This window comes from Emcibacter sp. SYSU 3D8 (assembly GCF_039655875.1).
GTDB lineage: Bacteria > Pseudomonadota > Alphaproteobacteria > SMXS01 > SMXS01 > RI-34.
The window spans coordinates 269,128-290,851 of the sequence record NZ_JBBYXK010000004.1 but is presented as its reverse complement, the minus strand read 5'-3'; the positions used below and the strand labels follow the sequence as shown (position 1 = coordinate 290,851).

General features: G+C 64.0%; 21 protein-coding genes, 1 tRNA gene and 1 pseudogene. 10 read left to right on the top strand and 13 right to left on the bottom strand.

What is annotated here, in order from left to right; genetic code table 11:
* Positions 1–10: 10 nt before the first annotated feature.
* The 8 genes from ptsN to WJU21_RS15315 form a co-directional block, all read right to left on the bottom strand.
* Positions 11–478, bottom strand: coding sequence for a PTS IIA-like nitrogen regulatory protein PtsN (gene ptsN, locus WJU21_RS15350; RefSeq protein ID WP_346324330.1), 468 nt, complete (start codon positions 476–478; stop codon positions 11–13).
* 42 nt (positions 479–520) lie between these two features.
* Complete coding sequence (raiA, locus tag WJU21_RS15345) at positions 521–1,093, bottom strand: ribosome-associated translation inhibitor RaiA (protein WP_346324329.1); 573 nt, start codon at positions 1,091–1,093, stop codon at positions 521–523.
* Positions 1,094–1,224: 131 nt separating this feature from the next.
* On the bottom strand, positions 1,225–2,706 hold the full coding sequence (gene rpoN, locus WJU21_RS15340; RefSeq protein WP_346324328.1) for an RNA polymerase factor sigma-54: 1,482 nt from the start codon (positions 2,704–2,706) through the stop codon (positions 1,225–1,227).
* A 53-nt stretch (positions 2,707–2,759) separates the two neighbouring features.
* A complete protein-coding gene (gene lptB, locus WJU21_RS15335) occupies positions 2,760–3,530 on the bottom strand; it encodes an LPS export ABC transporter ATP-binding protein (RefSeq protein WP_346324456.1) in 771 nt (256 codons plus the stop codon).
* Positions 3,531–3,620: 90 nt separating this feature from the next.
* Positions 3,621–4,226 (bottom strand): LptA/OstA family protein, encoded by a 606-nt coding sequence (locus WJU21_RS15330; protein WP_346324327.1) that lies wholly within the window; start codon positions 4,224–4,226, stop codon positions 3,621–3,623.
* A gap of 9 nt (positions 4,227–4,235) precedes the next feature.
* Positions 4,236–4,856 (bottom strand): LPS export ABC transporter periplasmic protein LptC, encoded by a 621-nt coding sequence (gene lptC, locus WJU21_RS15325; RefSeq protein WP_346324326.1) that lies wholly within the window; start codon positions 4,854–4,856, stop codon positions 4,236–4,238.
* Positions 4,857–4,957: 101 nt separating this feature from the next.
* Positions 4,958–5,572, bottom strand: a complete 615-nt coding sequence (locus WJU21_RS15320) for a ribonuclease H-like domain-containing protein (RefSeq protein WP_346324325.1) — start codon at positions 5,570–5,572, stop codon at positions 4,958–4,960.
* A 38-nt stretch (positions 5,573–5,610) separates the two neighbouring features.
* Positions 5,611–5,697 (bottom strand) — tRNA-Leu (locus tag WJU21_RS15315).
* A gap of 183 nt (positions 5,698–5,880) precedes the next feature.
* Between WJU21_RS15315 and WJU21_RS15310 the strand changes: the two genes are divergently transcribed.
* From WJU21_RS15310 to queG, 3 genes are all read left to right on the top strand, one after another.
* On the top strand, positions 5,881–6,837 hold the full coding sequence (locus tag WJU21_RS15310; RefSeq protein ID WP_346324324.1) for a complex I NDUFA9 subunit family protein: 957 nt from the start codon (positions 5,881–5,883) through the stop codon (positions 6,835–6,837).
* Between the two features lie 159 nt (positions 6,838–6,996).
* Entirely contained in the window at positions 6,997–7,668 is a 672-nt protein-coding gene (locus WJU21_RS15305) for a glutathione S-transferase family protein (protein ID WP_346324323.1), read from the top strand.
* Positions 7,649–8,785, top strand: coding sequence for a tRNA epoxyqueuosine(34) reductase QueG (queG, locus tag WJU21_RS15300; RefSeq protein WP_346324322.1), 1,137 nt, complete (start codon positions 7,649–7,651; stop codon positions 8,783–8,785). The genes WJU21_RS15305 and queG overlap by 20 nt, the downstream gene beginning before the upstream one ends.
* On the opposite strand, the gene WJU21_RS15295 is transcribed toward queG, so the two are convergent.
* Positions 8,691–9,629, bottom strand: a complete 939-nt coding sequence (locus WJU21_RS15295; RefSeq protein WP_346324321.1) for a tetratricopeptide repeat protein — start codon at positions 9,627–9,629, stop codon at positions 8,691–8,693. The two genes, queG and WJU21_RS15295, sit on opposite strands and share 95 nt — an antisense overlap.
* Positions 9,630–9,727: 98 nt before the next feature.
* On the opposite strand from WJU21_RS15295, the gene WJU21_RS15290 reads away from it, so the two are divergent.
* The gene (locus WJU21_RS15290; RefSeq protein ID WP_346324320.1) at positions 9,728–10,597 is read left to right on the top strand and encodes an SDR family oxidoreductase; all 870 of its coding nucleotides are present in this window, start codon (positions 9,728–9,730) and stop codon (positions 10,595–10,597) included.
* Between the two features lie 58 nt (positions 10,598–10,655).
* Here the strand turns inward: WJU21_RS15290 and WJU21_RS15285 are convergent, their stop codons facing one another.
* Positions 10,656–11,624 (bottom strand): alpha/beta hydrolase, encoded by a 969-nt coding sequence (locus tag WJU21_RS15285; RefSeq protein ID WP_346324319.1) that lies wholly within the window; start codon positions 11,622–11,624, stop codon positions 10,656–10,658.
* Between WJU21_RS15285 and WJU21_RS15280 the strand changes: the two genes are divergently transcribed.
* The gene (locus WJU21_RS15280; protein ID WP_346324318.1) at positions 11,592–12,590 is read left to right on the top strand and encodes a glycosyltransferase; all 999 of its coding nucleotides are present in this window, start codon (positions 11,592–11,594) and stop codon (positions 12,588–12,590) included. The genes WJU21_RS15285 and WJU21_RS15280 overlap by 33 nt on opposite strands.
* Here the strand turns inward: WJU21_RS15280 and WJU21_RS15275 are convergent.
* Together WJU21_RS15275 and WJU21_RS15270 are read right to left on the bottom strand one after the other, a co-directional pair.
* Positions 12,568–13,656, bottom strand: coding sequence for a M48 family metallopeptidase (locus WJU21_RS15275; RefSeq protein ID WP_346324317.1), 1,089 nt, complete (start codon positions 13,654–13,656; stop codon positions 12,568–12,570). The two genes, WJU21_RS15280 and WJU21_RS15275, sit on opposite strands and share 23 nt — an antisense overlap.
* A 1-nt stretch (position 13,657) precedes the next feature.
* On the bottom strand, positions 13,658–14,746 hold the full coding sequence (locus WJU21_RS15270) for a YjgN family protein (protein ID WP_346324316.1): 1,089 nt from the start codon (positions 14,744–14,746) through the stop codon (positions 13,658–13,660).
* Between the two features lie 150 nt (positions 14,747–14,896).
* On the opposite strand from WJU21_RS15270, the gene thrS reads away from it, so the two are divergent.
* Positions 14,897–16,879, top strand: coding sequence for a threonine--tRNA ligase (gene thrS / locus WJU21_RS15265; protein ID WP_346324315.1), 1,983 nt, complete (start codon positions 14,897–14,899; stop codon positions 16,877–16,879).
* A 115-nt stretch (positions 16,880–16,994) separates the two neighbouring features.
* Positions 16,995–17,516, top strand: a complete 522-nt coding sequence (infC, locus tag WJU21_RS15260) for a translation initiation factor IF-3 (protein ID WP_346324314.1) — start codon at positions 16,995–16,997, stop codon at positions 17,514–17,516.
* 198 nt (positions 17,517–17,714) lie between these two features.
* Here the strand turns inward: infC and WJU21_RS15255 are convergent.
* Positions 17,715–18,164, bottom strand: a pseudogene (locus WJU21_RS15255) (transposase); the annotation flags it as partial.
* A 233-nt stretch (positions 18,165–18,397) separates the two neighbouring features.
* Between WJU21_RS15255 and WJU21_RS15250 the strand changes: the two are divergent.
* From WJU21_RS15250 to WJU21_RS15240, 3 genes are all read left to right on the top strand, one after another.
* A complete protein-coding gene (locus WJU21_RS15250) occupies positions 18,398–18,754 on the top strand; it encodes a hypothetical protein (protein WP_346324313.1) in 357 nt (118 codons plus the stop codon).
* A gap of 1,231 nt (positions 18,755–19,985) precedes the next feature.
* The gene (locus WJU21_RS15245; RefSeq protein WP_346324312.1) at positions 19,986–20,867 is read left to right on the top strand and encodes an AraC family transcriptional regulator; all 882 of its coding nucleotides are present in this window, start codon (positions 19,986–19,988) and stop codon (positions 20,865–20,867) included.
* Between the two features lie 158 nt (positions 20,868–21,025).
* A complete protein-coding gene (locus tag WJU21_RS15240) occupies positions 21,026–21,694 on the top strand; it encodes a phytanoyl-CoA dioxygenase (protein WP_346324311.1) in 669 nt (222 codons plus the stop codon).
* The last annotated feature ends 30 nt before the right edge of the window (positions 21,695–21,724 follow it).

The window sequence follows — 21,724 nt, the reverse complement described above, 5'->3', positions numbered from 1 at the left end:
CGTTTCCGGCTCAGGCCGCGTTGGTCTGGGCCGGATTCTGCGTGAGCAACGCATAGAGCGCCGCAGCCCCGTCGGCGCCGCGCAGCTTGTCGCACATGGCCCGGTCGCGGAGCAGGCGTGACACCTTGGCGAGAGCCTTGAGATGGTCCGCACCGGCGCTTTCCGGTGCCAGCAGCATGAAAATCAGGTCGACGGGCTGGTCATCGATGGATTCGAAGTCGATAGGATCGTCCAGCCGGGCGAACAGGCCGTGGAGCCTGTCGACCTTTTCGAGCCGCCCATGGGGAATGGCGACACCCTGGCCAACCCCGGTGGTGCCGAGGCGTTCCCGGCCCAATATGGTCTCGAGGATTTCACGCGCAGGTATGCCGGTGATGGTGGAGGCACGCTCCGCCAATTCCTGCAGCGCCTGGCGCTTGCTACTGGCCTTGAGCCCGGAATAGACGGAATCTGGCGATAGGAGGTCTTGAATTTCCATGGCGCATCCGTTCGTCAGCGGGACAGGTGCACTCCGCGCGGCCTAGCTCTGGCTTTGCGGGTCAATCCAACCGATGTTGCCGTCTGGACGGCGGTAGACAACGTTCAACCGGCCATGTGCCGAGTTACGGAACATCATGACCGGCGCGTCGGACAGATCAAGCCGCATCACCGCGCCGCCGACCGTTGTCGTGGGTATTTCCATCTTCGTCTCGGCGATGATGAGGGGCTGAAGATCTTCGGGCTCCTCGCTGCCCTCTTCCTCGGCCTCGAGCACATAGCTGGCCGCCGCCACCAGTTCGGCCGACGCCTTTGCGGCGGCATGATGATTGCGCAGACGGCGCTTGTAGCGTCGCAGGCGGGTCTCGATGCGATCAAGCGCCTGGTCGAACGCGGCATAGGGTTCCGCGGCCGAGGCGTGGCTCTGCATGACAATCGCGTGGCCCGCATGTACGGAACAATCGACCCGGATCAGATGCGCGTCGCGCGAGAACGTGACGTGCGCATCCACGGCGCGATCGAAGTACTTGCTGACGCGCTCCTCAATCCGGTCCGTCACCTGCTCGCGCAGCGCGTCACCGATATCGATCTGCTTGCCGTTTACCTGAATTTCCATGCTGCTCGCTACACCTTGTGATCTTCGGCCCAAGTTCCGGGACGTGCCACTTCCCTCTCCCGAAGGATAGGTGTGCCCGTCGAGAGGCGCGGACCATAGTGATGTCGCCCGTTGCTGTCAAACACGCCGCCTTACCGTCCCGACTTGAGGCGCCGCCGCTGGACGGACGACGGGATATGCATGGCTTCACGGTACTTCGCGACGGTCCGGCGCGCGATGTCTATGTCGGCGTCGACCAGCATTTCGACGATCTTGTCGTCGGACAGGACCGCCCTGGGATCCTCGCCGTCGATCAATTCCCGAATGCGGTGGCGAACGGCTTCGGCAGAATGGGAATCGCCGCCGCCGGTCGCCGAAATCGCCGCCGTGAAGAAGTATTTCAGCTCGAACGTGCCGCGCGGGCACGCCAGATACTTGCCGGCCGTGACGCGGCTTACGGTGCTTTCGTGCATGCCGATGGCGTCGGCCACCTGTTTCAGATTCAGCGGCCGCAAATGCGATACGCCGTGGGTGAAGAATCCCTCCTGCCGCCGCACCAGTTCGCTCGCGACCTTGAGGATGGTCTTGGCGCGCTGGTCGAGCGCTTTCGCCAGCCAGCTGGCGTTGCTGAAACAGTCGGAGAGATACGCCCGGTCGTGCTTGGACCGGCTCGCGCCGCGCACCTCGGCATAATAGTGGGCATTGACCAGCACCCTTGGCAGCACATCGGCGTTCAGTTCGACGCCCCAGGCGCCGTCGCCCCGGTACGAGATCAGCACATCCGGCACCACCACGTCCGCGTGGGGGCGGTCGAACGCCAGGCCGGGTTTGGGATCGAGCGCCCGCAATTCCATCAGCATGTCGGCGAAATCCTCGTCGCTGACGCCGCACTGGCGCTTGAGCCAGTCGGTACGGCCATCGGCAAGCGCCGTCAGATTGGCCACGAGGGTCTCCATCGCCGGGTCATACCGGTTCCGGTCCTTCAGCTGAAGCGCCAGGCATTCGGCCAGATCGCGGGCGCACACGCCCGGCGGGTCGAACTGCTGCAGCAATGCCAGGGTCTCTTCAACGTCGGCGACCGTGCAGCCCAACCGGTCGGAAACGTCGGTCAGTGCCTCGCGGAGATACCCGGCATCATCCACCAGGTCGATCAGGTAGCGGCCGATCATCATCATCCGGCCGTCGTCCACGGTCATGCCGAGCTGGTCCGACAGGTGGCCGCGCAGCGTGGTCGGGACGGCAAGGCGCGCGGTGGCGTCCAGCCCGGGACCGGTGTCGCCGCCGCCCGAGCTCGTTGTCCAGGGGCTGGCGGGCAGCGCCTGGATGCCGTCATCGACTGGCGGCGCGGGCGCCATGTCGCGGTCGTCATTGGTGAAAACGTTGTCGTACCGGCTGTCGAGCGGCGCATCGCCGCCGTCGGCCGGTGCTAGCGCGGCGGGCCCGGTCTCGGGCGGGGACGCGGCATCGGCAGGTCCGTAGTCGAATTCCAGCAAGGGATTGGATTCGACCTGCTCCTCAACGAAGGCGACGAGGTCGATACTGGACAGCTGGAGCAGCTTGATGGCCTGCTGCAATTGTTGCGTCATGACCAGTTGCTGGCCTTGTCGCAGGACTTGCCGCAATCCGGTTGCCATTCAACTCCACCTGCCGGCTGGCCTGGCGCCGCCAGGTGGCAGCATGCGCGGGATCACCGGATAAATCTCTCTCCCAGATACACCCGGCGGACGTCCTCGTTGGCGACAATCTCATCGGGCGTACCGCTCATCAGCACGGTCCCGTCGTAGATAATATACGCCCGGTCGGTGATGTCGAAGGTTTCCCGAACGTTGTGATCGGTGATCAGCACGCCGATTCCACGGTCCTTCAGATGGGCGACCAGGTCGCGGATGTCGCCGATGGCGATGGGGTCGATACCGGCGAACGGTTCGTCGAGCAAGATGATGTTGGGGTTGCCGGCAAGGCTGCGCGCGATCTCGACCCGGCGCCGCTCGCCGCCCGACAGTGACAGAGCCGGCGCGTGCCGCAGCCGCTGGATGCTGAATTCGCTGAGCAGGTTGTCGAGCCGTTCCTCGCGCAACCGCCGGTCGGGCTCGGACAGTTCAAGCACCGCCATGATATTGTTCTCGACCGACATGCCGCGAAAGATCGATGCTTCCTGCGGCAAATAGCCGATGCCCAGCCGAGAGCGGCGATACATGGGCAGCGAGGTGACGTCGAGGCCATCAAGCACGATCTCGCCGGCGTCCGGCCGGATCAGGCCGACAATGGAATAGAAGCACGTGGTCTTGCCGGCGCCGTTCGGCCCCAGCAGGCCGACAACCTCGCCGCGGTGCACGTCGAGGCTGATGCCCTTGAGCACCGGGCGGCCCTTGAAACTCTTGCTGATGCCGGAGATGAACAGGCCTTCGCGGCGGCGCTCGGGATCGACCGGCTGCGGCGCGACACTGTCATCGCGCACCGTGGCGGCGATGGTGTCGAACACCCTGGACGGATTCTGCTCGAACAGATCGCCGGGCTTGAGCTTGCCTTCGTTGGTCAATGGACCGCCTTAGTTCTGCTTCGGAGCGGCATCCGGCCCGGTGCCGGATGTCCCCTCCTTGCTTTTTGTCGCGGGCGTGAATTCGCCCCGCACCCGCTGGTCGCCCTGCGTGCTCGCCATGCCCTGGACACGGGCCTGGCCCGAATCCAGGTTGAGCTCCAGCCGGCTGCCGCGCACCACGCTGCCGCCCTGGTGCAGCACCACCCTGCCCCCCATGGTGACCAGCTGGCGGCCCACGTCATAGACCGCCCAGTCGCCCTGCGCGGTGTCGCCGCGCGAGGTAATCCGCACATTGCCGCGGGAATCGATCCGGGTGACCGACCCGGTCAGACCGCCGGAGACCCCGCCCTGGTTCCCGCCGCCGGTCTGGTAATAGACCCGGACCTCGTCGCTCAGCAGGGTCATGTCACCCTGGATGGCCTCGACCTTGCCAAGGAACATGGCGACGGAGCCTTCCTTCTGGATTTCCAGCCGGTCAGCCGAGAACTGGATGGGATCGTTCGCGTCGTGCGAACTGAAGCCGGTCTTGGCCGCCATCGCCATCGGCACGGCGACCGACGCCGCGAGCGCGCATGCCAGCGCCAGTCTGTATCCCTGTGATTTCCAATTGGGCATCTTGTCGCCTCAGTCGACCGCGCGGGGATAGACAGTCATCTTGACCCCATCGCGCAATGTTATGTTTTCCGTCTTGGTGTCGACGTCGAGCCCGCCCGCCTGGAACTTGCCGAACGGACCTTGGCCATGAACCGCCTCGTCGCTGGTGCCCGTCCCCTCGGACAGATGCATTGTCAGCTTCGGCGTATGAACCTCCATGCCCGAATCCGAGAATACATTCACTTGTCCCGTCAAATCCAGAACCTCGGACCTGGTGTGGAACGTGCCAACCGGGGCATCGACCGTGACCCACGATCCGTCCTTCGACTTCAGGTCGGCAGATATGGTCTCGAGCATCACCAGTTCGTCGTTGGACGCGTCGTGATAGGCCGAATTGGCAGATACCGAAAATGTACGGTCTTCGGTATCCGTGCCGACGAATCGCGGCGAAATCATGCGCGCCTTGTCATCGGAATCCTTGAGCTCGGAGAATGCCAGGGTGAACCCGCTGCTCGATCCGCGGATGGCGGGCACGATCAGAATGCCCGCGAGCAGCAGAGCAGCGCCCGCGGGAAGCGCGCGCTTCATCATCCGCACATAGCGGCTGTAGCGATCCTCTCGATAAACGAGGAGGTCGTAGCGCTGCTCCAAGGTGTTCTCCAGCCGGTCGCCGCCCCGTTATAGATAGGGCGTCTTTCATCAGAGCCACTATCTATGGGGAACGGGCATGACGATCAAGGCGCACGGCGCGCTCACGCGTGGGCGAAGATGTCCTCTTCCGCCCAGCCGGCTAGGTCGAGCCTGGCACGCATGGGGAGAAAATCAAAGCAGGCCTGCGCCATGGCGGTGCGGTCTTCCCGCGCCAGCATGACGTCCAGCCGAGCCTTGAGCGCGTGCAGGTAGAGGACGTCCGATGCCGCATAGGCGAGCTGCGCCTCGCTCAGGTCGGCGGCGCCCCAATCGGAGCTCTGCTGCTGTTTGGACATGTCGACGCTCAGCAACTCGCGGCACAATTCCTTGAGGCCATGGCGGTCGGTGTAGGTGCGAACCAGCCGCGACGCGATCTTGGTGCAATAGACCGGCTGCGGCATCACGCCCAGCCGGCCGAACAGAGCCGCCAGATCGAAGCGCGCGAAATGGAACAGCTTGAGTACCGCCGGGTCGGCCAGCAACGCGGTCAGGTTGGGTGCGCTCACCTCGCCCTGCGGAATCTGCACCAGATGGGCAGTGCCGTCACCCGAGGACAGCTGCACCAGGCAAAGCCGGTCGCGTCCGGGCCTCAGCCCCATGGTTTCGGTGTCGATCGCAACGGAGGAGCCGAAGCCCAGGCTGGACGGCAAATCGCCGCGATGCAACGTAATGGTCATGGGAGAAACATTCTGCGGGCCGAAGAAACTTCGGCGATTGGTGCCCAGGAGAGGACTCGAACCTCCACGACCTTGCGATCACTAGCACCTGAAGCTAGCGCGTCTACCAATTCCGCCACCTGGGCAACTCCGTGTCTGTCACGGTGGACGCAGTTCCTATTGCCCGGCACGGTGCTTGTCAACAATCCAATCGCAGGGAAAGTGCAACACATCCGTCATGCGCCCCGCGCCGGGAAGTTTCCGGTAGCAATCCTGCGGTCGGACGGTATTTTAGCGTCGAACTCCATCTCCGCGCGAACAGAGACTCAATGACACGTGACCTCGTTACGGTGATCGGCGGCTCCGGCTTCATCGGCCGGTATGTCGTGCGCCTGCTTGCCAGGCAAAAACATCGCATCCGGGTGGCCGTGCGCCACCCCAATGAAGCGCTGTTCCTCAAGCCCATGGGCGATGTGGGGCAGATTCAGCTGCTGCAGACCAACATCCGCAACGCCGCCTCGGTGGCGCGTGCGGTCGATGGCGCCGACGCCGTCGTCAATCTGGTGGGCATCCTGCAGCCCTCCGGGCACCAGGACTTCCAGTCGACTCATGTGGACGGCGCGGAAACGGTGGCGAAGGCCGCCGCGGCGGCAGGTGTCCGCCGGCTGGTCCAGCTGTCGGCCATCGGTGCCGACCGGCGGTCCGAATCGGCCTATGCCCGCACCAAGGGCGAGGGCGAGATCGCCGTGCGCGCCGCCTTCCCGGGCGCGGTCATCCTGCGCCCGTCGATCGTGTTCGGCCCCGAGGACGCATTCTTCAACCGCTTCGCCGGCCTGGCCACCATTCCGCTGCTGCCGCTGCCGCTGATCGGCGGCGGCAAGACCCGGTTCCAGCCGGTATATGTGTGCGACGTGGCCGAGGCGATCACCCGCGCGGCGACGCTGGACGGCCTGGCGGGCCAGACCTATGAATTGGGCGGTCCCACGATTTACAGCTTCCGGGAGATTCTCGAACTGGTGCAGGCCGAGATCCAGCGCGACCGGATGATGCTGCCGGTGCCGTTTTTCGCCGCCAAGATCGCCGCGTTCTTCACCGGCCTTCTGCCGAATGCACCGCTGACCATGGACCAGGTGGAACTGCTCAAGCACGACAATGTGGTAGACGAAACCGCGCCCACCCTGCGCGACCTCGGCATCGACCCCACGCCCTGCGAGTCCGTTGTCGGCAGCTATCTGGAGCGGTACCGCCGGCAGGGCGAATTCGCGAAGCCCGCTGAAGCGGGCTGACCGCGAGTCAGCGCTTTGTGACCGCTGCAGCATCTGTGTTAGGGTCTGAGCCGTCTCGGGAGGGTCTCACATGCATTCTACCCGGTTCGGCGCGGGCCATCACGGTTCGTGGGCCCCATCCGTCTTCGTCGGCCCGCATGTGACAGGACATTCCACATCGTGACCCCTCGCCTTTTCCACCTCTGGCTGTCGCCGTTCTCCCGCAAGGTCCGCATCGCCATGGCCGAGCTTGGCGTCGATGTGAAGCTGGTGATCGAACCGGTATGGGAACGCCGCCCCGAGTTCCTGGCGCTCAATCCCGCCGGGACGGTGCCCGTGCTGGTCGAAGACGACGGCACATCCATCGCCGACAGCGCGGTCATCTGCGAGTACCTGAACGAAACCGTCTCGGGCAGGACCCTGTTCGGCAAGGACGCGCTGACCCGCGCCGAAGTCCGCCGGCTGGTGTGCTGGTTCGACCAGAAGTTCCACCGCGAGGTCACCGACAATCTGGTGACCGAGAAGGTGATGAAGCGGTTCATGAAGATGGGCACGCCCGACAGCACCGCCATCCGCGCTGGTCTGCACAATATCGGCTATCACCTGGATTATATCGCCTACCTGACCGAACGCCGCCGCTGGCTGGGCGGCGACGAATTCTCGCTGGCCGACATCGCCGCCGCGGCCCATCTGTCCTGCGTCGACTACCTGGACAACGTGCCGTGGGACAGCCATCCCGAAGCCAAGGACTGGTATGTGCGGGTCAAGTCCCGGCCCAGTTTCCGCCCGGTGCTGCTCGACCGGATCCCCGGCCTGTCGCCGCCCGCCCACTATGACAATCTCGATTTCTGAGCCGCCGGCGATTCTGAACCTCAAGCAGGAAATCATCGACCGCCTGCTGGCGGAGGGCTTCGACGTGGCCGCCGTCACCACACCGGACAGCTTGCCCCTGTTGCCCGGGCGGCTTGCCCGATTCATCGCGGAAGGCCGCCACGGCGCGATGGGCTGGATGGCGGAAAAGGCCGACCGGCGCGGCGACCCGCGCATTCTGTGGCCCGAGGTGCGCAGCATCGTCGTCGCCGGCATGAACTATGGCCCGGACGACGATCCGATGGCGCGGCTGGACCACAAGGAGCGCGGCGTGATCTCGGTCTATGCCCGCAACCGCGACTATCACGACATCATCAAGAAGCGCCTGAAGCGCGTCGGCCGCTGGCTGGGCGAAAGCAAGGGCGCCGGCCTGAAGGTCTTCGTCGACACGGCGCCGGTGCCGGAAAAGCCGCTGGCCGAGGCGGCCGGGCTGGGCTGGCAGGGCAAGCACACCAATCTGGTGTCGCGCGGCTTCGGGTCATGGCTGTTCCTGGGCGCGATCTACACCGATATCGAACTGCCCGCCGACATGCGGGAGGCGGACCATTGCGGCCAGTGCCGCAACTGCCTGGACGCCTGCCCCACCAACGCGTTTCCCGCGCCTTACCAGCTCGACACGCGCCGCTGCATTTCGTACCTGACCATCGAATATGATGGCCACATACCAGCTGAATTCCGCAAACCGATGGCCAACCGCATCTATGGCTGCGACGACTGCCTGGCGGTGTGCCCGTGGAACAAGTTCGCCAGCGAGGCGCGCGAGGCCGCGTTCCATGCGCGCGACGCATTGGCCGCGCCGCTGCTGACCGAATTGGCCGTGCTGGACGATGCCGCGTTCCGGGCATTGTTCTCGGGCTCGCCGATCAAGCGCGTGGGCCGCGACCGGTTCGTGCGCAACGTGCTGATCGCGCTGGGCAACAGCGGCGAGGCATCGGCGATCTCCGTGGTCGAGTCGCTGCTGGACGATCCATCGCCGCTGGTGCGGGCGATGGCCGTCTGGGCGATCAGGGAGCTGGCGCCGGCGCGGGCGGCGGCGCTTCGGACGGCGCGGCTGGCTTTGGAATCTCAGCCCGATGTAAGGCGGGAGTGGACGGCTTAGGCGGCGCCTTCTCTTCCTCGGCCTGCTGGGCGCGGACCTTGTTGACGCTGTCGGCGGCAGCCTTGGCCGACAATGTATCCGGGGCCAGCTTCATGACCTGGATCCAGTCGATGATGGCCGCTTCGCTGTTGCCGATCGCATGATTGAGGTTGGCGCGCTCGAGCAGCGCGTCCGCATTTTCCGCATCCAGCATCAGCGCCTTGTCGATGTCGGCGCGGGCCGATTCGAAATGGCCCAGCGCCCGGTGCGCCGCGGCCCGGTAGGAATAGGCCTCGCTGCGGGGGCCGCCGCGCAGCAGCGCATCGTCCAGGTCCTTGACCGCGCCTTCCAGATTGCCCATCTCGACCCGGGTGCGCGCCCGGTCGATAAGAATTTCGGCCGCCTGATCGTCGTTGATGCCCTGCATGCCGAGAGCTTCCGACAGCACGGTGAATGCCTTTTCGTTGTTTTCGGTCATCAGCCAGGCGTTGCCGGCCTGCGCCAGAAGGTCGATGGCGAGGCCCGGCGGCAGAAGCTCCGGGTGGGTTTCAGGCTTGCCGTCCGTGCCAAGCTTGACCACGGCCGGACCTTGCTGCGACGGCGCCTTGGCCTGTTGCTGCGCCCGCTGGGCGAGGTCCTCGAGCATGGCGGCGGCCTTCTCGTACTCTCCCTGGGCGAACAGCGACAACGCCATGCAATGTTCGGCCGGTATGCCGCCGCTGTAGTCGCGCCATTGCGCGGCCAACTCGTAGGCGCGCTTGGGCGCCATATCCACCAGCTTCATGCACTCCGCATAATTGCCGGCGGCGGCGGGAAAAGACATGAGGCCGACAGCGGCGCTCAACAGGGCAAGAAACTTTCTCAAGTGGGAGCCTTGTGAGGTTCTGGAAATGGCTTCTAAGCTGAAACGCGGTCGCTTCGGGCCGCGCCGGGTGTTGGGCAACATATAGGAGATCGAATCTGATGAAGCGACTCTTCGTCTTCGGGCTGGGCTACACGGCGCAGATCGCCGCCCGGCAGCTGCGCGCCGATGGCTGGAAGGTGGCCGGCACCTGCCGCACACCGGCAACCAAGGCGGCGCTGGAGGCGCAGGGCTTCGATGTCTTCCTGTTCGACGGCGACCGGCCCCTCGACAACCCCGCCGCTGCGCTCGAGGGCACGACCCATATCCTGGCCTCCATTCCGCCCGGCGAGTCGGGCGACCCGGTGCTGCGCTATCACGCCGCGGACATCGCCTCGCTGCCAGGCCTGGCGTGGGCTGGCTACCTGTCGACCACCGGCGTCTATGGCGACAAGGCTGGCGGCTGGGTGGACGAGAGTACGGCGCGTTCGCCCTCGACCACGCGCGGCCGCAAGCGGGCCGAGGCGGAGATGGGCTGGATGAGTCTGTACGAGATGGGCCGGGTGCCGGTGCATCTGTTCCGCCTTCCCGGAATCTACGGTCCGGGCCGCAGCGCCATCGACGCGGTCAAGGCCGGGCGCACGCGGCGGGTATTCAAGGAAGGCCAGGTGTTCTCGCGCATCCATGTGGACGATCTGGCCGCCGCGCTGATCGCCTCCATGATCCAGCCTTGCCCCGGCGCCATCTACAACCTCTGCGACGACGAGCCGGCGCCGCCGCAGGACGTCACCGCCTTTGCCTGCGAGTTGCTGGGCGTGCCGGTGGAGCCGTTGACGCCGATCGAGCAGGCCGACCTGACGCCCATGGCGCGCAGCTTCTATGCGGAAAGCAAGCGGGTGCGGAATGACCGGATGAAGCGGGAGCTGGGGGTGACGCTGGCCTATCCGAATTACCGGGACGGGTTGCGGGCGGTCCTGAAGCAATCCCGATAGCCGCGATGCTTGCTGGTTTCATCGCCACGCGCGCAATGAGCGATTCTGGGAAGCCGGCCTAGGTCGAGAGCCGCTCCAGCACCGTCCCCAGCCGCGCGATGTCCGCCGGCTCCGACAGGCGGTGGTCGCCGCCCTTGACCAGAATCACCTCGACGTCGTCGCCGTCGATATGCTCGGCGAGGCGCAACGCCGTGCGCCACGGCACGTCCGGGTCCTTCATGCCCTGGATCAGCCGCACCGGGAACGGCAGCGCCAGCGGCGAGCGCAGGACCAGATGCTGCCTGCCCTCTTCGATCAGTCGCAGGGTGATCGTGTAGGGCTCGCCATAGTCGGACGGCTCGTGCCAGACGCCGTCACGGCGCAACGCGTCCTTCACGCTTTCCGGATAGGACGCCCACATCAGGTCCTCGGTGAAGTCGGGAGCAGCGGCGATGCCGACCAGACCGGCAATGCGTTCGGGCCGCGCCCGGGCGGCAAGCAGCGCCATCCAGCCGCCCATGCTGGAGCCGACCAGAATCTGCGGGCCGACGGCAACCTGGTCGATGATGGCGACCGCATCGGCCGCCCAGCGCCCGATGGTGCCGTCTTCGAATTTCCCCGTCGACCGGCCGTGCCCCGAATAGTCGAAACGGGTGAATGCCTGGCCGCGTTCGATGCACCGGCCACGCAGCGCCTCGGCCTTGGTGCCGGTCATGTCCGACTTGAAGCCCGGCAGGAAAATCACGCCTGGCGCGCGGCCCGGAACGGCCTCGTACGCTAGGTCGTGACCGTTTACGGAAATGGTGCTAATTGACGGTTCCATCCCACCATCTAGCCAACACCGGGGGCCGCCTTCAACCTTCACGATCACCCGAATGCCGGGATAGCGCCCCGCGTTCTCCAGATCCTGCCCCGCTTCGACGCGGACGGCCCGTCGCGCAATGCCGTCGACATCGCCCGCGCCGTCATCGGTGCGGGCGGCGCCGCCGTTGCGGCCTCGCGCCCCGGCTCGCTGGTGGGCGAATTCCGGCAGTCGGGCGGCATCCATCTGGCGCTGCCCTTCGAGGCGATCTCGCCCATGACCCGCTGGCGGATCGCCCGGCGGCTGAGGGCGGCGGTCACGATGCACCGAATCACCGTGATTCACGCCTATGGCCGGCGCGGCGCCCGGCTGGCGCGCGCCGTGTCGAAGGCGACCGGCGTGCCGTTCGTCGCCTCGCCGATCGCCAACGAGAATCATGCGCCCGAGCACTGGGTGGTGCCCGAAATGGCCGACGCCAGCGCCATCGTGGCGGCATCGGACTTCGTGGCGGCGCTGGTGCCAAAGGCACTGGCGGCGGAGGCCCAGATCGTGATCATTCCGCGCGGCGTCGACCTGACACGGTTCGACCCGGCGGCGGTACGCGCCGAGAAGCTGGTGCGCCAGATGCAGGACTGGCGCTCCGACGACCTGTCGGCTGTGATCCTGATGCCGGGGCGGGTGGCGCCCGGCAAGGGTCACGGCATCCTGCTGCAGGCCATGGCGCGGATGACCAACAAGCAGGCGACCTGCCTGATCGTCGCCCGTGACGATGACGACACGAAATACCGCGCGACCTTGCTGAAGCTGATCGCCCAGCTGGGCCTGGAAGGCCGGGTCCGCTTCGTCAGCCACGCACCGGACATGCCGGTGGCCTATATGCTGGCCGACGTGGTCGCGGTGCCCTCGAGCACACCCGAGGCGTTCAACAGCGTCTGTGCCGAGGCGCTGGCCATGGGCCGGCCCGTGGTGGCATCCAGCGTGGGCGGCACACCCGATCTGGTCATCGACGGCAACACCGGCTGGCTGGTGCCGCCGGATGATTGCGACGCGCTGTCCCTGGCGCTCGACCAGGCGCTGGCGCTCGATGCCGCCGCCAGGGTGCAGCTGGCCGAGGCCTGCCGCGGCCACATCGAGGCGCAATGTTCGCTGGTCGGCGTACGCCATCGCATGCTGGCGCTCTACAGCAGCGTTACGGCGCCCGTTCGCCCCTAGCAGACGACGCCTTCACCCCGGCGCAGACAGCGCGGACATCCTGCCATTGCCGGTCGGTAAGCGCCGGCCGGACCGCTGTGGGCGGCCGGTGGCCGTGCATCATGGCCGACCGGTCGGCCAGCGGCGGATGGGTGCGCAGGAAGCCGGTGAAGTTGATCTTGTCCTTCTGCTTCTGCGCCATGCGATCAAAGAACTCGGCAAGGCCACCCGGCCTGATGCCCGCACTGTCCAGCAGCTCGAGCGCGGTACTGTCGGCCTGCGCCTCGTCCCGCCGGCCATAGTTCAGCATCAGCACCATGGTGCCGATGGCGCCCACATCGCCGCTGATCCCGGTGACGATGAGCTGGATACCGGCCACGTCGATCAGCCGCTTCAACGGATGGCGGTGCTTCACATGGCCAATCTCGTGGGCGAGGACGCCGGCGACCTCGTCGGGCGTTGCCGCCTGCTGGATCAGGCCATCGAGCACGGCGATGTGCCCACCGGTTGCCGCGAAGGCGTTGACCTCGCCCGACGAGCGCACATGCACCGTGATCGGCTCGGGCAAGCCGGCGTCCCTGCTCAACCGGGCCGCGAGATCGTCGAGCGCGGCGATGCCCGCGGTGCCGTGACACGGCTGCTCGAACATGGACTCGTCCGCCACCATTTCCTCGCCGATCCGGTCCGACCATGCCGCGGGGAAGACTGCGACCAGTCCGTCCTTGATCAGCGGATAGCCAGCCCACGCCAGTGCCAGCACGGCGACAATGGCGCCCGCCGTCAGCGCGGCCATGCGGTAGCCCCGAGTCGGCTGCTGGTCGCGCAGCGATGGGACCGCAGCCAGCATCGCCCGGAACACGCCTGGCCCCGAAACCGTCAGCCGCTCGTCGGCAGCCGGGGCCGGCGCCAGCACCAGGCGGTTGCCGTCACCCTCGTCGGAAATCAGCGTGAGACCCGTATAGGTCCAGGCGAGCGCCGCGCCGTCCGGAAAGCGTATCTCCAGCGCGCCATCCGCCGGGGTGACGGAGCAGGCGCGTCCGGCCGCAGAGTGCCCGTCATAGAGCGTGGCTTCCCAGGACCCGTTCATCTCACAAAAACGCCTCGCCAAGCCCTTCGCCGAACCGTGGCCGTACCGCCGTGTTCTGGGATATCCGGGTGAAATCGGGCTCGCCGCGGATTTCAACGACGCCTGCGACGAACCGCAGGATCCTGAGCTGGACCCAGGGATAGGCGATGTACTGGGTCACCAGAACCAGCAGGAAATTGGCCATCATGAAGCGGGCGTACCGGCCGCCGGTTACGGGCGCCGCGAAACGGACGCCTTCGAATTCCATGCCGGCGAACAGGGTCCGGATCACGGCCGCCCAGTACCAGTACATGGCGATGGCGGACGCGAGCAGCAGCAGGAGCCCGATGCCGATGACGGCAAGCCCCTGCAGCACGGCGGCCCGCTCGGCAGCGTCTCCCTGGCCTGACGACAGGGTCATCTGCCAGAGGGCAAACCCGATAATGGCCAGCGCCACGATCCGCAGGATGCCCGGGCCGATATAATATTTGACCAGCGGCTTCCAGTCGGCGTCGAACCGCAGCCGCCCGCTGCCGAACCAGACATTGTTCAGGAGATAGCGGTAAATCATGATGGTGGTGAAGGGCGTCGCCAGTCCCAGGGTCACGATCTGCAGCACCAGGTTCAGGATATACAGACCCGTATATCTTAATGTGGAGCCGCCCAGCGACGCACGGATGCCGCGCCACTTGGTGCGCGACAGCCGGTACATCATCACCCGGTAGATCGCCGCCCCGTACAGCGCGAACATGACCAGGTAGGTGGCCGCCATGATGGTGCCGCCGAGCAGCATGTCACCGGATTTCACCATCCAGTAGCCGGCGAAGTACACCGCCATCAGCGGTGCCACCACCAGCACCAGAACGATCAGGAACCCGAGGAAAATCTCCAGCCCGCGGCCGGTAAACTCGAAGGGATCGCCCTTGTAGGAGAGGCTGGACCACAGATAGCGGCGCACATTGGTGCGCCACCAGAAACGATAGATGCCCAGGGTCACGATGGTCAGGAGCAGGCCCATGAGATGGATGGCCAGCAGGTTGCCGCCGTCGCCGCCTGCCTGCAGCCGGTCGTGTCGCGGCGCGTCCAATGGCGCCTCCAGAACCTGCGACATGAAATGCCCCCTCAATATATGGCTTGACGAAACAGGCGTGAGACTATCAGCGGCGAGGCGGCGCAGAAAGGCGCTAAACGCCTTGGGCGGCTTGACACCCCAACAAATCGGGCTAGGGTTCCCGGCTCTCACCGGAGCACCTTTTCGACCATGGAACAGACAGTAGACAGTCCCGTCAAGATTACCCTGCCCGACGGCAGCATCCGCCAGTTCGACGGCCCCGTTACCGGCGCCGCACTGGCCGCGGACATCGGCCCCGGCCTCGCCAAGGCCGCCCTCGCCGTTCTCGTCGACGGCCAGGAATGGGATCTGACGCGCACGATCGCCAGGGACGCGCGGGTATCGATCATCACCCGCAAGGACGAGGCGGGGCTGGAGCTGCTGCGCCACGACGCCGCCCACGTGATGGCCGAGGCAGTCAAGGAACTGTACCCCGACACCCAGGTGACCATCGGCCCGGCGATCGAGGACGGCTTCTATTACGACTTCGCCCGCGAGGAGCCGTTCACGCCCGAGGACCTGGAGAAGATCGAGCAGCGCATGCGCGAGATCGTCGACCGGGACGAGACCATCGCACGGGAGGAATGGGACCGGGACGAGGCCGTCGCATTCTTCAAGAAGATCGGCGAGGACTACAAGGCCGAGATCATCGCCTCGATTCCGGCCAATGAACCCATCGGGCTTTACCGCCAGGGTGACTTCATCGATTTGTGCCGCGGCCCGCACCTGCCCTCGACCGGCAAGCTGGGCAAGGCGTTCAAGCTGATGAAGCTGGCCGGCGCCTATTGGCGCGGCAATTCGGACAACGAAATGCTCCAGCGCATCTACGGCACCGCCTGGCGCGACGACAAGGAACTGAAGGACTACCTGTTCCGCCTCGAGGAGGCCGAAAAGCGCGATCATCGCCGCATCGGCCGCGAGATGGACCTGTACCACCTGCAGGAAGAAGCGCAGGGATCCGTGTTCTGGCATCCGAAGGGCTATGTGATCTGGCAGGCGCTGGAGCAATATCTGCGCCGCCGGCTGACCGAGCACGGCTATGTGGAAGTGAAAACCCCCCAATTGCTGGATTCGCGCTTCTGGGAACAGTCCGGCCACTGGTCGAAGTTCCGCGAGAACATGTTCGTGGTGCCCGACGAGATCCCCAGCACCGAGGACGACAAGCCGATCGTGTCGTCCGAAGCGCGGATGATGGCGCTGAAGCCGATGAACTGCCCGGCGCACATCCAGATCTTCAAGAACGACATCCGCTCGTACCGCGACCTGCCGATCCGCATGGCGGAATTCGGCTGCTGCCATCGCAACGAGGCCCATGGCGCGCTGCATGGCCTGATGCGCGTCCGGCAGATGACCCAGGACGACGCGCACATCTTCTGCCGCGTCGACCAGATCGTCGGCGAGACCAAGGCGTTCTGCGAGTTGCTGGCAAGCGTCTACGAGCATCTCGGCTTTACCGAGGTCAACGTGAAGCTCGCCACCCGTCCGGATGACCCGGCGCTGCGCGGCGGCACTGAAGAAACCTGGGACCAGGCCGAGCGCCTGCTGGCCGAGGCGGTCACCGCCGCGGGCCTGGAGTTCACCTATTCGCCGGGCGAAGGCGCGTTCTACGGTCCCAAGCTGGAGTTCCACCTGAAGGACGCCATCGGCCGGTCATGGCAATGCGGCACCCTGCAGCTCGACTTCGTGCTGCCCGAGCGGCTGGACGCCAATTACATCGGCGAGGATGGCGCCAAGCATCGGCCGGTCATGCTTCACCGCGCGATCCTGGGCTCGTTCGAGCGCTTTATCGGCATGCTGGTCGAGCACTATGCGGGCAAGTTTCCGCTGTGGCTCGCCCCCGTTCAGGTCGTTGTCGCCACCATCACCCAGGACGGCGACGGCTATGCCAACGACGTCGTGGCGCTACTGAAACAGGCCGGCATCCGGGCCGAATCGGACCTTCGCAACGAGAAGATCAACTACAAGGTGCGCGAGCACAGCGTCGCCAAGGTGCCGGTGATCATGGTGATCGGCCGCAAGGAGGCCGAAGAGCGGACTGTGTCGGTGCGCCGGCTCGGTTCGGCCGACCAGAAGGTCGAAAGTGTCGACGCGGTCATCGCTGCCCTGCGCGTGGAAGCGGCGCCGCCCGCCTGAACGTCTGGACTTGCCAGGGGGTTGCGCCTATCTTCATGGCTTGCATCGCGACGCCCGTGCGCCGCGACATTGATATTTGGTTACTACGGGAGAGACTTACATAGCTAGACCACCAATGCAGGCGCCGCCGAACCGGGAGGGTCCGCGCGCCAATGATGAGATCAGGGTTCCCAAGGTTCGCCTGATTGACGCAGACGGAGAGAACGTCGGAGTTGTGACCATCGAGAAGGCGCTCGCCACCGCGGTTGCCGCCGGACTCGATCTTGTCGAGATTTCGCCGAACGCCGATCCGCCCGTATGCAAGGTTCTCGACTACGGCAAGTTCAAGTATGAGGCCCAGAAGAAGGCCAATATTGCCCGCAAGAACCAGAAGGTCATCGAGGTCAAGGAAATCAAGATGCGGCCCGGCATCGACGAGCATGACTATCAGGTCAAGCTCCGCGCCATGTACCGCTTCTTCGAGGAAGGCGACAAGGTGAAGGTCACCCTGCGCTTCCGCGGCCGCGAGATGGCCCATCAGGACATCGGCGTCGATCTGCTCCGGCGCGTCCAGGACGACCTGGTCGAGTTGGCCAAGGTCGAAAGCTTCCCCCGCCTGGAAGGCAAGCAGATGACCATGGTGATGGCGCCGAAATAAGCGCCGGTTTCATCGCCACGAGTTCCGAACCCCCGCCTCGCGCGGGGGTTTGTGTTTCAATCTGCTCCGTCGGTAAAAAGCTCGGCTCACCAACTTCCGCTATCGACCCAGGCTGTGTGAGAACGCGTTTTTAACATCGCGACGAGAATTTGGTGTTGATGCCGGCTTTGGTGTTTCGGTCGGTGAAAGCGCAGGCCTTCAGGCCCGGATCGCCTCGATCAGCGACTGTGGGCCGAGCATCGCGATCATCCGTTTCATATTGTAGGCGAGGACGTGGAGGCTCATCTCGGTTCGGACCTTTTCGAGGCTCCGGGTCTTGAAGTGTGTCGCGCCCATCCAGGCCTTGAGCGTGCCGAAGGGATGTTCGACGGTAGCTCTGCGGGTGCGCATGGCGCCCGGTGTTCGATCAAGCCGGGCCTGCATGGCCTCGATCACCGCCTCATGCTCCCAGCGCTTGATGCGGCGCTCCTTGCCGGTCGTGCATTGGGGCTTTAGCGCACAGTCGCCGCACCGGCGCGTCCAGTAGACGGACAGGTTCATGCCGTCCTCGACCGAGGTGAAGCGGCGGGTCAGGATTTCTTCTGCAGGACAGCGATACACGTCGTCGTCGGCCAGATAGACGAAGTCCTGCTTGGCGAAGCGTCCCTTGGTCATTACGGTGACAGTGCATTTAATTCGGCATCGACTTCGGCCCACACTTGCCGAGTGTGAGCGCGCTGCGGACTGTCAATTTAATGTACTGTCACCGTAACCGCAACATTGATGCCGCGCCCTTCAGGGGCAGGCCAATCCCACAGATTTTCAAATGGATCGGCAACGCCGCATCCATTACTCATGATCTAGCCGTCAACTGAAGAGTGATTGAGAGAAGGGTTGTTTTTATGATGCTGCGATCATCTATCGCCGCCTTGGCCTGGCTTGTTATGGCGCCCGTTGCGTTGGCGCAGAATATGGCTCCTGAACTCATGGTCGAGGGAAATTGCGAAGAGTTGGTGGCTTGGGGTTCCCGTCCGGCCAACGAAATCCGTGGCGATCTCGATGCTCGGCTTGGGACTGAAACGACGATCAAGATGACGGAGAACATGTATAAGACCGTGATGGGTGTTCTGAAGCGCACACCGGTGAGTGATGCCTGGTTTGCCCGTCCATGTCCCTTCAGTGAGGCGCAGATTGCGGCGATGGCCCCGTTGCACGAGGCCTATGTCGCCCACATGGCAGATAAGCTGGCTCCCAAGTGACTGGCCTGCCCTGACGGGTGGTCCGGTGACAGTGCATTTAATTCGGCATCGACTTCGGCCCACACTTGCCGGGTGTGAGCGCGCTGCGGACTGTCAATTTAATGCACTGTCACCGTAACCCCCGCCTGTATCCGACCCATTGCGGACTCAGGTGCTGACCACAGCGACTTGCTTTTCCATGTCTACCGTGTTGAGCGGGATCGTCTCATGTGGGTAAACGCGCACCTCGGTCCAACCTCGGGCTGCGTAGAAGGCTCGTGACTTATGATTGGGTTCAAGACAGCGCAGCCGAGCAACAACGAACCCTCGCGCGGCAATCTCGCGCTCAAGCGCCGCTAGGAGCGCCGATCCTGCTCCTTCGCCTTGCGCCTCAGGGTGAACCCATAAGTCACTGACAATATCGCGCTCTGAATGCCCCACTCCGATAATTCCGCCAAAGGAGCAGGCTACCCAGGCACTTTCCCAGTCATCGTCGCCGACTTCGAGCGGTTCTGAAGTCCAGAGGCCGCCTTAGGTTGCGTTCAAAGAAGCGCGCATGCAGTCTTTGATGGCCTCCACATCCTTGGCGACGGCTCTTCGGATCGACATGGCATTACCCCTATGCTGGGAAGAAGCTAACGCCACATGCCGAACATCCGCAATCCACCCTTTGTAGTCCGTCGGCATTCGACCCTTTGGGACATTAACCGATTGCTTAGAGTAACAGTCGGCACCAGCGAAAATAGCAGCAGAACCCTAAGGGCAGAGAATGAAGCCTTCCGTTTCCAAATGAGCCCAGATGCTGGTCGTCATGCTGTGTTGTTGTTCGCGGCGATCTTCGGAGGTGCGGTAATCTGGTTTTCTGCCTACATATGGAACGCGCGCTTCATGGACCGGCATATACTAAATTACAATTGGTGCCACATTATCTCGCTGCTTTACGCCTTTGTTACGGCAGTCCATTTATTTTTTGTCCTATCATTTTGGTAAACGTCCGAGTATTTCCCGAAAATGTGGATGAACGCTACAGATGAGCGATTCTGCCTCGTTCCCGGTCAAGCCTAAACGGCCAGGCAGCATCCGACCCATAGCGGTCGGGCAGAAATCGACCCCTTTTCGCCGTTCATCCGTAAATTGGGCGTGCCCATGTACAGTTCTTGGCAATGTTCTGCGACCCGTGGCAAAACCGCAAGATCGGTCGAGCGCGTCATGTCAGCGTGCGCTTAGCTGGTGCTGCCACGAGGACAGAATGATGAAGGCGGCGCTTCAAAACTACTATGCCCGGATGCAGCGGGTGCTGGATCACATAGACCGGCATCTGGACGACGATCTAGGGCTGGACGCGCTGAGCAGCGTCGCGGCCTACTCGAAGTATCATTTCCACCGTCAGTTCACGGCAACCTTCGGGCTGACCGTGCATCGCTATACCCAGCTCGCCCGCATGAAGCGCGCTTCATACCGGCTAGCCTACAGGGATGCCCAAAGCGTCACGGATATAGCGATGGATGCCGGTTACGATGCACCGGACGCTTTCGCCCGCGCCTTTCGGCATCAGTTCGGGCAATCGCCTTCGTCTTTTCGGAAATCTCCCGACTGGGAGCCGTGGATTGCGGCCTTCGGGCCTCTCGACAACGCGAGGAGCAAGCTCATGCAGAAGACTTTTACCGCTGAAGACGTGACAATCCGCGATGTGCCCGCGACACCGGTGGCGATCATGGAGCATCGGGGTGACCCGGCAACGCTCGGTGCCACCATCCAGCGGTTCATTGCATGGCGCAAGGTCGCTGGCCTGCATCCCAAGACAAGTCCGACATTCAATGTCTGGCGTTCCGAGCGGCGTCCTGCGTCGCCCGCCCATTATAGCGTGGACCTTTGTGCCGGGATCTACCAATCGTTCGAGGCGAGCGGCGAGCAGATCAAAGCCGGCGAGATCCCTGGCGGCCGCTGCGCGGTGCTGCGCGTCGTTGGCAACACCGACAATCTGGAGCCCGCCGCGCTCTACCTTTATCGCGACTGGCTTCCGGCCAGCGGCGAGGAACCACGCGACTTCCCGATCTATTGCCAGCGGCTAAGCTTCTTCCCGGAGGTGCCGGAGCATGAGGCGATCGCCGAACTGTTTTTGCCGCTGAAATAACGCCTGCTGGCGAAGGCCTGTCCCTTCCGATCGCAAGAAACAGACAGGCCGCTATCCACCCATTGCAGACGTTTTACCATTATACCCGCCACCCGAAACCAGACATTGCTGCGACGCTAATGAGAATATTACAAGGCTATATGGAGCAAGCAGCAGGCATGGACCATTTCACCCTCGCCGAGCATGGCGCTCAACACTTCCACGCAGTCGTTTTGTCATCACTGCCAGACATCCGTGAGGCGTTGTTTGCACTTCCATCTGAGCAAGCTGGCGTTCGTATCCACGGCATTGAAAAACTCCGACCTATCTTGGCTGCGGAAGGTGTCATTGGCGGTTTAGCCGCACAATTTCTCGGGAAGCAATGTCGCGCAGTGCGGGCGATCTTGTTCGATAAAACCGCAGAAACGAACTGGTCACTAGCTTGGCATCAGGACCGGACAATATGTGTGAAACTGCGTATTGCTGTTGAGGGCTATGGACCTTGGACTATGAAAGCAGGGTTGCAGCATGTCGCACCACCGTTTGATCTATTATCCCGAATGCTCACGCTTCGCGTGCATCTCGATAATGTGCCTGCCGAAAATTCGCCCCTGCTGATAGCGCTGGGTTCTCACCTCGCTGGCCGTGTGCCCACCGAAAAATATGATGATGTAGTAGCTCGCTGCGGCACTTACGCATGCCTTGCTGAGGCTGGTGACGTGTGGGCGTATGCAACGCCTATCCTGCATGCGTCTGATGCGGCGTGCGTAACAGGCCATCGCCGCGTTTTGCAGATCGATTATTCGGCAGATGAGCTTAGCGGCGAGTTAGAGTGGCTTGGCGTTTAATAGCCATGTCGGCTTTGCCTTTTATAGCCA

Coding starts and splice junctions, on each gene's coding strand:
- ptsN (WP_346324330.1), bottom strand. CDS start 478: ATGGAAATTCAAGACCTCCTATCGCCAGATTCCGTCTATTCCGGGCTC.
- raiA (WP_346324329.1), bottom strand. CDS start 1,093: ATGGAAATTCAGGTAAACGGCAAGCAGATCGATATCGGTGACGCGCTG.
- rpoN (WP_346324328.1), bottom strand. CDS start 2,706: ATGGCAACCGGATTGCGGCAAGTCCTGCGACAAGGCCAGCAACTGGTC.
- WJU21_RS15330 (WP_346324327.1), bottom strand. CDS start 4,226: ATGCCCAATTGGAAATCACAGGGATACAGACTGGCGCTGGCATGCGCG.
- WJU21_RS15320 (WP_346324325.1), bottom strand. CDS start 5,572: ATGACCATTACGTTGCATCGCGGCGATTTGCCGTCCAGCCTGGGCTTC.
- WJU21_RS15310 (WP_346324324.1), top strand. CDS start 5,881: ATGACACGTGACCTCGTTACGGTGATCGGCGGCTCCGGCTTCATCGGC.
- queG (WP_346324322.1), top strand. CDS start 7,649: ATGACAATCTCGATTTCTGAGCCGCCGGCGATTCTGAACCTCAAGCAG.
- WJU21_RS15290 (WP_346324320.1), top strand. CDS start 9,728: ATGAAGCGACTCTTCGTCTTCGGGCTGGGCTACACGGCGCAGATCGCC.
- WJU21_RS15285 (WP_346324319.1), bottom strand. CDS start 11,624: ATGGATGCCGCCCGACTGCCGGAATTCGCCCACCAGCGAGCCGGGGCG.
- WJU21_RS15275 (WP_346324317.1), bottom strand. CDS start 13,656: ATGAACGGGTCCTGGGAAGCCACGCTCTATGACGGGCACTCTGCGGCC.
- WJU21_RS15270 (WP_346324316.1), bottom strand. CDS start 14,746: ATGTCGCAGGTTCTGGAGGCGCCATTGGACGCGCCGCGACACGACCGG.
- thrS (WP_346324315.1), top strand. CDS start 14,897: ATGGAACAGACAGTAGACAGTCCCGTCAAGATTACCCTGCCCGACGGC.
- infC (WP_346324314.1), top strand. CDS start 16,995: ATGCAGGCGCCGCCGAACCGGGAGGGTCCGCGCGCCAATGATGAGATC.
- WJU21_RS15250 (WP_346324313.1), top strand. CDS start 18,398: ATGATGCTGCGATCATCTATCGCCGCCTTGGCCTGGCTTGTTATGGCG.
- WJU21_RS15245 (WP_346324312.1), top strand. CDS start 19,986: ATGAAGGCGGCGCTTCAAAACTACTATGCCCGGATGCAGCGGGTGCTG.
- WJU21_RS15240 (WP_346324311.1), top strand. CDS start 21,026: ATGGACCATTTCACCCTCGCCGAGCATGGCGCTCAACACTTCCACGCA.